8 protein-coding genes are annotated in these 13672 nt (G+C 53.2%); all 8 read right to left on the bottom strand.

The genetic code is table 11. From position 1 onward, the window contains the following. Positions 1–11 precede the first annotated feature (11 nt). Positions 12–3686 (bottom strand): DNA polymerase III subunit alpha, encoded by a 3675-nt coding sequence (dnaE, locus tag ACFSW8_RS16525; RefSeq protein ID WP_377087997.1) that lies wholly within the window; start codon positions 3684–3686, stop codon positions 12–14. A gap of 223 nt (positions 3687–3909) precedes the next feature. After that, positions 3910–5226 (bottom strand): alpha/beta fold hydrolase, encoded by a 1317-nt coding sequence (locus ACFSW8_RS16520; RefSeq protein WP_377178794.1) that lies wholly within the window; start codon positions 5224–5226, stop codon positions 3910–3912. 155 nt (positions 5227–5381) lie between these two features. Next, on the bottom strand, positions 5382–5597 hold the full coding sequence (locus ACFSW8_RS16515) for an RNA-binding protein (protein ID WP_377087999.1): 216 nt from the start codon (positions 5595–5597) through the stop codon (positions 5382–5384). Between the two features lie 186 nt (positions 5598–5783). Continuing rightward, a complete protein-coding gene (locus ACFSW8_RS16510; protein ID WP_377088000.1) occupies positions 5784–6563 on the bottom strand; it encodes an SDR family NAD(P)-dependent oxidoreductase in 780 nt (259 codons plus the stop codon). 39 nt (positions 6564–6602) lie between these two features. Next, positions 6603–10124, bottom strand: a complete 3522-nt coding sequence (locus tag ACFSW8_RS16505) for a hypothetical protein (protein WP_377178792.1) — start codon at positions 10122–10124, stop codon at positions 6603–6605. A 104-nt stretch (positions 10125–10228) separates the two neighbouring features. Beyond that, complete coding sequence (locus tag ACFSW8_RS16500; protein WP_377088003.1) at positions 10229–10627, bottom strand: hypothetical protein; 399 nt, start codon at positions 10625–10627, stop codon at positions 10229–10231. 33 nt (positions 10628–10660) lie between these two features. Beyond that, a complete protein-coding gene (gene cls, locus ACFSW8_RS16495; protein WP_377178790.1) occupies positions 10661–12109 on the bottom strand; it encodes a cardiolipin synthase in 1449 nt (482 codons plus the stop codon). Between the two features lie 129 nt (positions 12110–12238). After that, entirely contained in the window at positions 12239–13648 is a 1410-nt protein-coding gene (locus ACFSW8_RS16490) for a sulfatase (protein ID WP_377088007.1), read from the bottom strand. Positions 13649–13672: the final 24 nt, after the last annotated feature.

Below are 13672 nucleotides of genomic sequence, written 5' to 3'. Positions count from 1 at the left end.
TGTGAAATTGTTTATTCCATCCACTTGGCGAGGGCCATTTCTAGGGAGTCGGATTTGCGGACTTTGAAGGAATCGGAGGCTGCGAGGGTGGCGCGATCTCCCATGGTATTCTGGATGTGGAGGAGGACGGGGGTTTTACCTGGGTTGGATTCGAGGATGCCCTTGATCTCGCGGAGATCGTTTTCGTCGTGTTTCGAGGTCCAGAGGGTGATGTTGAGTGCTTTTTTATCGGCACCTGTGACGCGTTTGCCGGCGAGGCCTTCGATCTTGGAGCCTGAGACGCGTCGGGATTCTGGGTTGCGGTCGTCTTCTTGGACATTGCCGAAGAGTCGGATGACGCTGCCGGCTTCTAGTAAGCCTTCATCGCGCGCAGGGGTGTAGGATTCACTCCAAGCGAGGATTTCTTTGGTGCCCGTGAAGTCTTCGAGGTGGATCACGCCGAAGGGTTTACCTGCTTTGGTGGTTTTGTGTTCGATGTGTTTGATCATACCAGCGAAGCGATGGCGCTTGCGGCGGTCGGTGAGGTCGAGGTCTTCGATGAAGCCGATGCGGGTGTACATGTCGGCGTCGATGATGCCGCGATAGGCGTCGAGTGGGTGGCCTGAGACGTAGAAACCGAGCAGTTCTTTTTCAGTATCAAGGCGTTGTTCTTTTGGCCACTCACGGAGGATGACTGGGGCGTCGTCTGGTTCAGGGGCGGATCCGAAGTCCATGGAATCGAATAGGGAGACTTGGCCAGCGGCGCGATCTTTGTGTGATGAGGATGCTGTGGCGATGACTTTTTCGAGGCGAGCGTCCATGCTGGCGCGGGTTTCACCGGTCCAGTCGAGTGCGCCTGCTTTGATGAGGTTTTCGAGGATGCGTTTATTGACGACCTTGGTATCGAGACGGTTAGAGAAGTCATCCATGGATTCGAATGGGCCATTTTCTTCTCTGTTAGCGATAGCGACAGCCATGGCCCCTTCACCGACGTTTTTGATAGCGGCGAGTCCGTAGCGGATGGCCATTTTTCCGGAGGGGAGTTTTTCTGGGGCGAAGCGGAGTTTGGATTTATTGACGTCTGGTGGGAGGACCTCGATCTTCATGCGGTGGCATTCGGCGATGAAGACGGCAATTTTCTCAGTATTGTTGATTTCGTTAGAGAGCAGGCCACAGAGGAATTCGACGGGGAAGTTTGCTTTGAGGTAAGCGGTCCAGTAGGAGATATGGCCGTAACAGGCGGAGTGGGATTTGTTGAAACCGTAGCCCGCGAAGCCAGCGATCTTATCGAAGATTTTGTTAGCGTTAGTGGCATTGATGTTATTGGTTTCGGCAGCGCCTTTGACGAAGATTTCGCGCTGTTTGGCCATTTCTGAGGGTTTCTTTTTACCCATGGCACGACGGAGGATATCCGCACCGCCGAGTGAGTATCCAGCGAGGACTTTCGCAGCATTCTGCACCTGCTCCTGGTAGATCATCACTCCGTAGGTATCACCACAGATGGTTTCTAGCAGCGGGTGTTCGTAGTCGACGGTCTTCTCACCTTTTTTGACAGCGATCATTTCATCGATGTACTGCATGGCACCTGGACGATAAACGGCGAGCAAATCGATCACGTCCTCAATTTTATCGATTCCGTATTTTTTACAGGTTTCGACCATGCCGCCGGATTCCAGCTGGAACACGCCCATGGTTTCGCCTCGGTTGAGGAGGGCGAGGGCAGGTTTATCGTCGAGAGGAACTTGGGTGATATTGAAGCCGGGAGTGTGTGGAGTGATATGGTCGACGGCGTCCTGGATGACTGTTAGGTTTTTCAGGCCGAGGAAGTCCATCTTGAGGAGACCGATCTCGGTGATCGCTCCCATGTCTGCCTGAGAAACCACTTCCCCTTCTTTTGCTCGAGCGAGTGGAACGTGTCGGTCGAGGTCACCGTCACCGATCACGACACCGGCGGCGTGAACGCCTGTGTTCCGTGTTAGGCCTTCTAACTTGAGTGCGTAGCTCCAGAGTTCCTTATAGGTGGAGGAGGACTCGATCATGTCGCGCAGCTCTTCCTTGGCATCGTATTCGCCTTGGAGTTTGACGCCGGGGACCGCCTCGATGAGTTTGGCAATTCTATCAGCATCGCCGAAGGAGACACCCATGACGCGGGCGACGTCGCGGAGTACGGATTTTGCACCGAGGGTTCCGTAGGTGATGATGTGGCAGACGCAGCGTTCGCCGTATTTTTTACGGACGTAGTCGATGACCTCTGGTCGGCGGGTCTGGCAGAAGTCAATATCGACGTCGGGTGGGGAGACACGCTCAGGGTTGAGGAAACGTTCGAAGAGGAGGCCGAAGCGCATTGGGCAGATGTCGGTGATCTTCATGGCGTAAGCCACGAGTGAGCCAGCAGCTGAGCCACGGCCGGGTCCTACGGGGATGTCGTGATCGAGTGCCCAGACGATGAAGTCGGCGGTGATCAAGAAGTAGGATGCGAAGCCGAGTGAGTTAATAATGCCGACTTCGTAGTCGAGGCGTTCGTTGAGGATTTTCCAGACGCCATCGACATCGGTGCCGTAGATGCCGCAGAGTTCTTGGATTTTATCCTCTGGGTAGCGGGCGTGCATCCCATCGATACAGACTTTCTTGAAGTACTCTTCACGTGGTGAGCCATCTGGGGATTCGAACTGTGGGTATTTGTCTGAGGAGGTGGGGTCGAGGACGAGTTCGACGTTACATTTTTCGGCAATTTCGAGGGTATTATCGCAAGCGCCTGGGTAGTCTTTGAAGAGCTCGCGCATTTCGGCTGCGGACTTGAAGTAGACTTGGTCTGAGTAGCTCTTGCGGTTTTCATCGAGCAGGAGGCAGGATTCACCGATACAGATGAGAACGTCATGGGCTTCGTGTTCTTCGGCGCGGAGGAAGTGGACGTCGTTGGTAGCGACGAGTTTGAGGCCGTATTCATCGGCAAGCGAGGTGAGTGACTTGATGATGGCGGGCTGGGTTTCCAGCGCGTGGTCCATCAGTTCGACATAGAGGTCTTCTTTCCCGTAGATGTCGATGAGTTCTTCGACTTGGGCTTTGGCTGCAGCCATGTCGCCTTTGTCTAACCATTCTTGGATGGGGCCTTCATCGTCACCGGTGAGGCAGATGACGCCTTCTGAGAATTTACGAAGGGTTTCGCGGTCGACGCGTGGTTCACCGAAGTAGTCACCATCGAGGTGGCCAACGGAGACGAGTTTGGTGAGGTTATCCCAGCCGGTTTTGTCTTTGGCGATGAGGGTAAGGTGGGTCGAGCGTTTGCGACCGGGGATGTCTTTTTTGTCGGTGAGGGCGGTGGGGGCGAGGTAGATTTCGCAGCCGAGGATAGGTTTGATGTCTTTACCTGTCATCGTCTGATAGAACTCGACGGTACCGAAGAGGTTACCGTGGTCGGTCATGGCGACGGCATTCATCTCATTGTCTTTAACGGCTCCTGCGAGGTCCTTGATGCGTACGATGGAATCTTTAATTGAGTATTCGGTATGGACGTGAAGGTGGACGAAGGAGTTAGACATTTTTTTAGGAAAAAGGATGAAGTCGAAAGGGCTAGGGCTGACAGGAAGTTTGTAGCGAGTGCGATGGTTAAGACCAACAGCAAAGTCTCTAACTGAGGCATTTTTTTCTGCAGCATCTGGGTATTGCCCATTCGCAGATCGAAAGAGGTAGAATGAGAACGGTATCAAAGAAAAAAGCCCGCCGTTGAAGGTGGGCTTGATTGGGGGGAGTATTTTCTTTCGGGGGGATTTGTGTGCCTGAGAGTATTCATCATACTGCGGGGGGACTGGTATGTGATTCCCTCAGGGCACTGTTCACTATGTACGAGTGTTTGAAATATTGCAAGTAAATTCTGCTTAGTGGCTTATAAAGATACTTTTGGCGTCTGAGGCTATGTGAGAAATGTTGTCTTTAGAGACGTGGGGCAGCGAGCTTATCGAGCAGGCTGTTGAGAATTTTGCCACCTTCTTGTCCGATGCCATCGTGTTCCCACTCATTGGTGACCCACTGGTAGAAATGTGGGATATGGAGGGCGGTTTCACGGGAGAGTTCGATGGGGACGTACATATCCTCGTAGTAGGAAATGGCGGCTACGGGGACGGTATTTTTGGCGAGTTGGTCGAGGTCATAGAGGGGGAGCCAGTCGTCTTTTTCTGCGAGGATGTTGGCGCAGTCTTTGAGGGGTTGGAGGTGGGCGAAGTCATCGAGCATGTCTGGGTAGATCATCTCACCAGTGAAGTGGAAGCGATCGGCATCTACTTGGGTCCACGGAAATTCTTCTCTGAGGCGCTCTGCAGCCCACCGGGTGGCATAGCCTTCGGCGTAGATAGACTCGTGAAGGATACAGAAAATGGGATTGGTATCGAAGGCGTGGAGTTGTTCGACTTCAACGAGGAAGTCGTAGGCGATTTCTTTCCCATTGGGGCCGTCGACGAAGGCTTTTTCGATGAGGTAGTGGATGCGTTCGAATCCTCCGTCGGCGCCGAAGCAGAGTCCGAGGGCTTGGAAGCGGCGTGGGCTGAGTGGGACTCCGCTGGGGAGCATGACTTTGTGGCTGCCGAGGTATTGGACGATTTCTTTTACCTTTGCTTCATCTTCTGGGTAGTGGCGGTAGAAGGCTTGGTTTTTTTCTAAGACTTTTTGGTAGGTGAGTCGGTAATTTTCTTCGATCTGTCGTTTCACACAGGCCACACCTCCGGTGATGATGACGCCTTCGAGACCTTCTGGGTGAAAGGAAAGGTAGGTGAGGAGGCAAAAGCCGCCGTAGGACTGGCCGATACCGGTCCATTTTTTATCGGATCCGATGAGGGTATGGTGGATGGTTTCGGCATCTCGCACGATGTTATCGGCGCGGAAGTGGGTGAGGTATTCGGCTTGGGCCTCGGGGGTGGGGAAGTTGGCGAGTGTTTGTGGGAGAATTCTTGAGCTCATTCCGGTACCGCGCTGGTCGAGGAGGAGGAGGCGATGGGTCTTGAGGGCTTCTGCGATCCAACCGCCATTGAAGACCGGGCGGTTTGCGGGGAAGCCTGGGCCACCTTGGAAGAAAATCATCCACGGGAGGTCCTCATTGGCCTTTTTCAGATCGACGACCTCACGTGCAAACACTTCGATGCACGGTCCCTTGGTTTGGGAGTAGTCGAGAGGCAGCTCGAAATAGTGGTCGGTAAGGCGCATGCCTTTGAATTGGCGTGTGCTTTGTTGGCGGTGTGATTGAGCAGTTCCTAGCATTCGACTACTCAAGGAGAGAATGGTGGGGGTGGAAATAGTAAAGCGGGTGATTTACCGATTTTTCACTTAGTTCTATGGAAATAGGGAAAGCAAAAAATAAAGGACCCTCCTGCTGGAAGGTCCTTTAGTGAGAGGGTCTGCGTTTTGTGAGACGCTTAGTTGTTGTCAGACGTGTCCTTGATGTCTGAGAGTGCTGCGATGAAATCGCCAAGGATGTCTGCTGGCACCATGATGGTGTCACGGTTTCCACTGACGTCCTCTGTGATTTTTACTACTTTACCTCGAGCATTTTTCTTAAGGTCCAAGTAGAATGTTTTTCTGTCAGAGATGATCTTTTCTGTGTGCAACAGGTCGTTGTTATTGTTCTGCATCTAGCCTCCTTATATTGTGATATCAGTTCCTCCCTATGAGGATGGGCGATTCTCCAACTTTCTTTGGTGGTAAGTCAATGGAAATCAATGCGAGTAGGGGATTTAGTTAATCAGATGGGAATATAGACATGCCTGAAATGGCGATTTTGTAGCTTTTGAGTGTTTGGTAGTGGTGGAAATTTTCTGCTAGATGGTCATGGCATTGAATCCGCCGTCGACGAGGATTTCGGAGCCTGTGATGAAGCCTCCTGCGCTATGTGATGCGAGGAGGAGGGTGGCTCCAATGAGTTCATCTGGGTTTCCGAAGCGAGAGCATGGGGTTTTTCTAAGTATTTCTAACACCCTAGCATCATCTAACAATGTGTTACTATGAGAGGCTGGGAAGAATCCGGGGATGAGGGTATTGACTCGGATATCGAACTCAGCCCATTCGCGGGCGAGGTTTTTAGTGAGGTTATGGAGAGCGGCTTTACTGGCGGAATGGATGTATCGATTAGAGAGTGGGGTGAGGCCGGAGATGGCACCGATATTGATAATGGAGGTGGGTCGGTCGCGTTGTTTGAAGTAGTCGGCGAAGATTTGGCAGGTACGGAATGCGCCATTGAAGTTGACTTCGAAGATGGCGTGGAGTTCGCCTTCGGAGATATGTTCGATGGGGCTATCATTGTTGATTCCGGCGCCATTGATGAGGATGTCTATGCGACCTGAGCGTTCGCTGACGATATCGACGAGTGCTTCGATGGATCCACGTTCGGTGACTTCAGCTTCGACGAAGTAGGCTTTACCGTTAGCTTGTTCGATGGCATCGATTTTTTCTTGGGCTTTGAGTTCATCTCTCCCTGAGATGACGACTTCGCAGCCGGCTTTAGCGAGGCCGAGGGCGATTTGGCCACAGAGTTCACCGGTACCGCCGATGACGACGGCGACTTTATCTTTGAGGTCAAAAAGTGAATCGAGGTATGACATAGCATTTCATTCCTACGCCAATGTTGGTCGAGAGACAAATTATATTTCTGAGGGATTGAGCCAGCGGAATGCGATGAGTTTGTAGCGTCTGCCGTAGCGTGTTGATTGTGGGTCGAGTTTGGGGTTAGGGATCCAGTGATAGGGAGTGTTAGGGTTGGATGGATCGATGGGTTGCCAGATTTTGGGTGGGAGGTGGGCGGGGGTATTGCCGCAGTATTCGGGGAAGCGTTGGACAATGGCTTCGCAGAATGCTTTGGCTAGGATGCGGCCGCGGGCGTCAGTGCAGTCGCCGTAGGCGCGGATTTTGAAGGTATCTGAGCGCGAGGTGAGGAGGTGGCCGATGCGGTTGAGGACATCGGCTTGGGTGAGGGTAGCGGGTGCACCGTAGGCGGAGTGGTATTTGAGGCAACGTGGGTTAATCCATCCTTTTTGGAAGGCGGTGTGATCATTTTCTTGGGCGACGATATGTTTGGGGAATTGGGCGTTGCTGTGGTGGAACACGCCATTGAGTTTTGTGGCATTGATAGCGGCTTGGAGTGTTCCTTCGTAACAGACATCGTCAGTGGTGAGTGTGCTGGCTGTATGGTGATGGCTGGGGTGGAGGCTGCGGTTGATCCACTGACCGAGGGAGGAGGAGGGGCCACGTTTTTGGTTTTGGGCGACGATTGCTTCTGCGAGTTGGGTGACTTCTTGTGGGGTGAGCGCCCGGTGGTGGGTGCCAGCGTAGTGGTGCGCGGAGCTTGGGTCAGAAGGTGGAGTGGTAATGGGGTGGGACTGGCCGTAGGGAAGGCGAGGAAAGGAGACGAGCTTAGATGTGGCATCAAATCGTTTGTGGCTGGAGGCGAGGATAATTTTCCACGCTTCGGTGGAGGTTGAGTTGACATTGAACCCTCCGTGGAGCCAGAGGTGGGCGGCGGCACGGTGTGGGTCATCGAGCGTGGGTTTTGTGAGTGATGGGGTAGCGACGAGGTGGCGCGCGGCGCCTTTTTCACCAATGGAATCTGAGAGGGACTGGTCGGAGTTAGACTGGCCTGTGAGAAAGTAACGATCCCAGAGGATGTGGTTGTATTTGAACGAGGCATCGTAGTGTGTGGCAGTGCGGTCACTGGGGAAGGCGTGTTGGTCGTAGATTTCGATTTGGGTAGCATTGAGAGGGAGGTGTGGGGAGGCGAAGGAGTTTCCGATGGCATTGGAAGCGATGGTGGTGTCAGTGGCGGAAGCATTGCTTTGATCGGCATTGTAATTGCTGAGCCACTTGGAGAGGTTGATGTGAGAGAAATGTGCGGGTGAAAAGAGACGGAGTTCTTCACGGGGGAGTGGTGTGGTGATTGATTGGGTCGTGCCGTGCGCGTAGCGATCACTGTAGCCGACAAAGCAGCGTCCATCTGGAGTTGTTTCGGGGGAGTGGAATGCAGAGGACCCGAGGATGAGGCCAGAGAGGTATTGCGGTGGTGAGATAAAGCTATCGCTCTGGTGAAGTGGGGCACCGAGAGCTCCGTGGCGCGAGGGGTTGAGTTGGTAGAAGAGTTGCCAGGGGGCGAGGTAGGCATTGGTATTGGGGGTGTTACCCCAACTGGTAGAGGAGGGGAAGTAATGGGCGATGTGGGGCATTTTTCTCAGCAAGAGGGCAGAGAATTTTGGATAGACGGGTGGATGTGGGTCATTGGTATTGAGGAGTTTTGGAACGAAGTGGAGTTTGGATTGGCTGGTAAAGGAAGCGAGGTTCCAGTGGATGCGTTGGAAGCTAGTGGCATTGGTCACATGGAGGCGGGTGTGTTGTTGACCGCCTTCGGCGGGGTAGCGCAGGAGGGTGATTTCTGGGAGGAGGTCTTTGGCAGAGGTGGAGGGGGGGCACGCTACGCGAATTTTGAGATTGGAGCTCACAAAGCTATGGCTGAGTGTGGGGGAGGAATGGCAGCGGGAGAGACGATTCGGGGATGTTAGGCTCAGTGGTTTGGTTTGTGAGGGGGCTTGAAAACTGAGAGTTTGGCCAGCGGGGAGAGTAAAGGGAGGGGTTTGGTAGTTGCTGCGTATGCGTTCAGAACGAGGGGCTGATTGGGGGTTTGGGTGGTAGGGGTAGCGCAGGGTTTGGGGGCCTTGGTGGTGGTGCCACTCCTCGCTATGTGGGTATTGGACTTGCCAATGACAGTGCTTCGGGAAGTGGAGTTGGAGTATGCTGTCATGGCTACCGCCATACCAAGTGCGATCGAGGAAGAGCTTGAAGTCGATAGCTTCGCTGCTGATGAGCGTGGCATCGTAGGGGTTCCAGAATGCGGCGTAGGGGATGAAATGTTGGTTGATTGAAAACTCTTGCCAGTGTTGGTCAGTAGTGGAGTCGAAGTGTTGTGTTAGGAAGCTGGCTGTATAGTCGATACCGAGTTGGAAGCGCAGGAGGACAGGTGAGCGTCTGACAAGGCGTGCTGTGAGCGGGTGGATGTATGAGGTATCTGAGTGGTCCCAGTAGAATGGCAGCTGGTGGGCAGCGGAGCCGAGATGGCTGAAGATGGTGGGCTGAGGGCCTGTGAGCCAGGGTTCTGACTCATGGCGTCTGAGGTGGCTTCGGAAGAGCGCCCATGGGGCACCTGGGTAGTGACGGTAGCTGAGGAGGTGCGCGCCATTGGGAAATGTCCATTTTCCATAGAGGAAGACGGGGTCATCGCATACTTCTGTTAGTTTGAGAAAAGCTTCGTCATCTTTGAGCAGAGCTGCGGAGAGGTTTTTCTTTAGACCTCCGTGGAGGGGATTGGATAGCAATGAGCGTGAGGAGGAAGTGACATCGATAGTGTGGGTAGGGAGTGCTTGTTGGCTTTTGTGGCTGAGAAGCGCAAAGCTATTGAGGTCGATGTATTTATAAGGTTCTGTTAGGTTTTTAAGATACGACTGGGTGTGTTTATTTCCGGCTAGTTGTGTGCCGAATGATGCGGGGGCTCTTTGGCTGTGAAATGACTCTGTTAGACTGTTTTTATTGTGGAGTAATGGGTCATCGAGGTTGATACGGGCTTTGACACCTTCATCGCTAACCCAGTAGGCGTAGTTGCCTTTGGTGAGAGAGACGAGGGGGGCTTGTACTTGGTGTGTGCTGTCTAGAGTGATGGGGCGGAGGATGGGGGAATGTGCTTGGGTGTATTGAGGTGGGTAGGCATCTAAGTTGAGCAAGTCGAAGGCTTCGTTACCTGAAACGAGGATAGCGGGGAGTTTTGCTGGGCGTGTGAGTTGGACTCCGGTGCCGAAGTTGCCGCTGATGGGTTCTGACTGGAAAGCCAGTGTGAAGTGTGGGTGGAAAGTGCCTGTCGTGTCAGGTGGGAGTAGGATATCAGAGCGGCAAGTGGTGGTGGTATCGCGGCCTGTGTAGTGTTGGAGTTGTGCTAGGGCGATTTGGAGGGCAAGTCGTGCGTTGGCACGTGCTTGGTGTTGGGCTGTTTGGTGTCGGATTGTGTGTGACTCGTGTTTGCTGAGTTGGATGGATGCTAAGGCCAAGAGGCAGAGCAGCGTCATCAGACAGAGTGAGGTGATGAGGACAAAACCACGTTGCTTTTCATTCACTGGAATCGAAAAGTACATTCGAACCAAGTGGTATATCACACTATTCTGTTAGGTGTCTATAGTATTCTAACAGAAATTGATATAAAAATGCTTATAATTGTTAGAAATCACATGATCTAAGGTTATTTAGTCGGGGATGATGGTGGTGTGATTGTGAGTTTTCCTGAGGAAAAGTTCCATTGGATCTTTGCCTTTTTACAGATGGCATCGACAGCCGCCATGAGGGAGGTATTGGTTAGATGGAGTTTGATGGGGGTATGGTATTGTGGATGGTTACCCGGCATGACGAAGCTCAATCCATGGTTGGATTGGTATTGTGTTCTCATGGTTTCAGTGAGTTGCATGAGTGCATGTGCGACATCTTTAGAATCGATAGAGACTTGTTTAAGTTTCAGAGCCACACATTTTTTTATATGTGGTGTTGGTTCTTTACCGAGGTAGGTGTCATAAGTTTTTCCGAAATGGGTGTTTTCGGCGAGGAGCGCTTGGGAGAGTAGGAAGAGAATGAGGCATGGCTTCATAATAGGAAAATGAGGGTAGGGACGAGTTTGGTGTCAGAGGTAGGGGGCGAAGAGTTGTGCGGCGCCGTCGCGGAGTTTGATGGGGAGGGGTCGGTGCTGGATTTGGTCTAGGGTGATGCGTGTGGCGTTGGCGAGTTTTTGATCGATGATGGTATCGAGTTGTCGGGCGAGGGTTGCGTCATAGCATTCGAGGTTGTATTCGAAATTGAGTCGCATGCTACGGGCGTCCCAATTAGTGGAACCGATGAGTGACCAGAGGTGGTCGACGACGAAGAGTTTGGTGTGGTCGAAGGGAGCGGGGGAGGAATAGATGTGGATGCCTTTTTTGATGAGGTGTTGGAGTTGTGGGACCATGGCCCAGTTCATGATGGCGATATTATTTTTGGATGGGAGGAGGATTTCGACGGTGACGCCGCGCATGGCAGTGACGGCGAGGGCGTCGAGGATGGAGTCGGCGGGGAGGAAATAGGGGGTGACGATGCGGACATGTTCGCGTGCGATAGAGAGGGCGCCGAGGATGATTTCGTTAATTTTGTTGAGGTCTTCATCTGGGCCATCGGGGACGCCGCGGGCGACGACTTTTCCATGGCGTTCGAGATCTGGGAACCAGGTGGGGCCGACGAGGGTTTCTTGGGTTGTGAATGCCCAGTCGATGGCGAATGCTTCTTGGAGTTCAGCGACGACGGGTCCTTGGACTTTGAAGTGGAGGCAGGCGACGGGGAAATCTGGTTGGAGGTTGAGGCAATGGCCTTCGCGGATATTGGTGCCTCCGGTGAAGCCGATTGTGCCATCGACGACGAGGATTTTTCTATGATTGCGCAGGTTGGCAAATGCCATGCTCCAGGGGGCGCGTGAGGGTAGGAATTCGGCTACATTGATGCCCGCTTTTTTGAGTCTACCGACCATGCTGGGTTTGGAGTATCGGGAGCCGACGCCATCGATCATGACGCGGACTTTGATGCCACGTTGTTGGGCATTGGTGAGGGCGGTGAGGAACTGGTCACCAGCGCGGTCGCTATCGAAGATGTAGCTATTGAGGGTGATGGAGACTTGGGCGGAGTCAATGGCTGCGAGCATCTCTGGGTAGGCGGCATCTCCATTGATGAGAGGAGTGATGGCGTTACCGAGGAGGAGGGGCTTTCGGGTGAGTTGGGAGCCGAGTTCGACGAGGCCGAGGAAGTTTTGGTGTTCGAGTTTGGCGTGATGGATGAGGCGTTGGTCTTCACTGGTGAGTTCCTGGGAGGGGTCATGGTCCCAGACGTTGAGTAGGCCCAGCGAGACGGCTTTCCGTTCGATGCGGTTGATACCGAGCACGAGGTAGGCGATCGAGCCGATGATGGGGGAGAGCCAGGAGAGACCGATCCATGCGATGGCAGACTTTTTTTCCTTCTTACGGAGGATGGCGTGGACCGTGACGGCACAGGCACCGAGGACGTGCAGGATTGAGGCGATGGTGGGCCAGAGGGCGCGCGCATCATCCATTAGTTCTCTGAGCAAGGGATCCATCCAGTGGCATTCTAACGGCTGCTAGAATCCTGTCAATGATGCCCTATGCTGATGAGAGGGTGTATGGGGGGAAATGTTTGGGGGGGAGGACGAGAGCGGTGTTAGTTAGCTCTGGGGTTGGTAGGCGGGGTTCGGTTGGTTAGGCACGGGGGCATTGATTTGTTTCCGCCACTTTTTGAGTTTAGTGTGGAGTTCTTGGACTTTTTCTGGGTGTGATTTGGCGAGGTTTTTGGACTCAGATTTATCGTCTTTGAGGTTATAGAGTTCGAAGTCACCATTTTCGAAGTACTCGATGAGTTTCCAGTCACCGTATCGGATAGCGGATCCTGGGCGGGTACGGAAGAGGATGTCTTGGGCATCTTTCATGCCGAGGGCACCTGGTTTCCCGTATGCTTGGAGGTAGATGGGGAAGTGCCAGTAGAGGGCGCGATCGGCGAGTGGTTTATTTTCGAAGAGGGGCATGAGGCTAAGGCCATCGAGAATTTTACCTTTTGGGGGGGCGGTACCGGCGGCGTCACAGAAGGTAGGGTAGAAATCGAGATTTGTGACGGGGGTGTGGCAGATGGATCCGGCTTTAATTTTGGCTGGCCAGCGGATGAAGAAGGGTTCGCGGATACCGCCTTCGTAGTACATGCCTTTGCCACCGCGGAGGGGGCGTTGGAGGCTGGTGACATTGACACCGCCGTTATCTGAGGTGAAGACGATGAGGGTATTTTCGGCGATACCGTTGGCGTCGAGAGCGTCGAGGACGCGGCCGACATTTTGATCGAGCGATTCGATCATGGCGGCATAGACGGGGTTATTTTGGGCGTCGTTACCGCCTTTCTTTTTATATTTCTCTACGAGTTCTGGTTTGGCTTGGAGTGGGGTATGGACGGTAAAGTAGGGGAGGTAGAGGCAGAAGGGTTGGTCTTTGTGTTTGGCGATAAAGTCGATCGCTTTGGTGGTGAGGATATCGGTAAGGTAGGTGCCCTTTTCTTTGACCTCGAGGTTTGGGTATTTGAATGGGGAATGGTATCCACCATTGTAGGGACCACCAGCGGCGGTGCCACCGACGTTGATATCGAAGCCATTTTTGAGTGGGTCTTTAGTGACGTGCCATTTCCCCATGGTGGCAGTGGTGTAGCCAGCGGCTTTGAGGGCGTGGCCGAAGGTCAGGTTATCTTGTTTGAGGTGTTGGGTATTTTTGGTTGGGATAATTTTTCGGTCTTTTGATTTTCCGCGGTCGGAATTCATGACTGTGTAGACTCCGTGGCGTGGGGTATTTTGTCCGGAGATGGCGGAGGCTCTGGATGGGGCGCAGTTTGCAGCGGAGGCGTAGCCATTACTAAAGATCATTCCTTCTTTGGCGATGCGATCGATATTGGGGGTTTCGTAGAAGGTCGAGCCATTGATCGAGACATCGGCCCAACCGAGGTCATCGATATTGATGTAGAGAATGTTAGGTTTATCGGCACCGAGAGCGGTGGCGGAGAGGGTGACGAGTGCGAGTAAGGACTTTGCTATTCGGTTCATGGTGTGTGTGTATTGAGTGGGGGG

The organism is Rubritalea tangerina, assembly GCF_042683245.1.
In the GTDB taxonomy this organism is placed as follows: domain Bacteria; phylum Verrucomicrobiota; class Verrucomicrobiia; order Verrucomicrobiales; family Akkermansiaceae; genus Rubritalea; species Rubritalea tangerina.
Note: the sequence above shows the minus strand (reverse complement) of the source record. Positions and strands in the feature narration are given on the sequence as shown.

Bases quoted from the DNA above. Each gene is read 5' to 3' on its own strand.
- ACFSW8_RS16520 (WP_377178794.1), bottom strand. From the start codon at position 5,226: ATGCTAGGAACTGCTCAATCACACCGCCAACAAAGCACACGCCAATTC.
- ACFSW8_RS16510 (WP_377088000.1), bottom strand. From the start codon at position 6,563: ATGTCATACCTCGATTCACTTTTTGACCTCAAAGATAAAGTCGCCGTC.
- ACFSW8_RS16505 (WP_377178792.1), bottom strand. From the start codon at position 10,124: ATGTACTTTTCGATTCCAGTGAATGAAAAGCAACGTGGTTTTGTCCTC.
- ACFSW8_RS16500 (WP_377088003.1), bottom strand. From the start codon at position 10,627: ATGAAGCCATGCCTCATTCTCTTCCTACTCTCCCAAGCGCTCCTCGCC.
- cls (WP_377178790.1), bottom strand. From the start codon at position 12,109: ATGGATGATGCGCGCGCCCTCTGGCCCACCATCGCCTCAATCCTGCAC.
- ACFSW8_RS16515 (WP_377087999.1), bottom strand. From the start codon at position 5,597: ATGCAGAACAATAACAACGACCTGTTGCACACAGAAAAGATCATCTCT.
- ACFSW8_RS16490 (WP_377088007.1), bottom strand. From the start codon at position 13,648: ATGAACCGAATAGCAAAGTCCTTACTCGCACTCGTCACCCTCTCCGCC.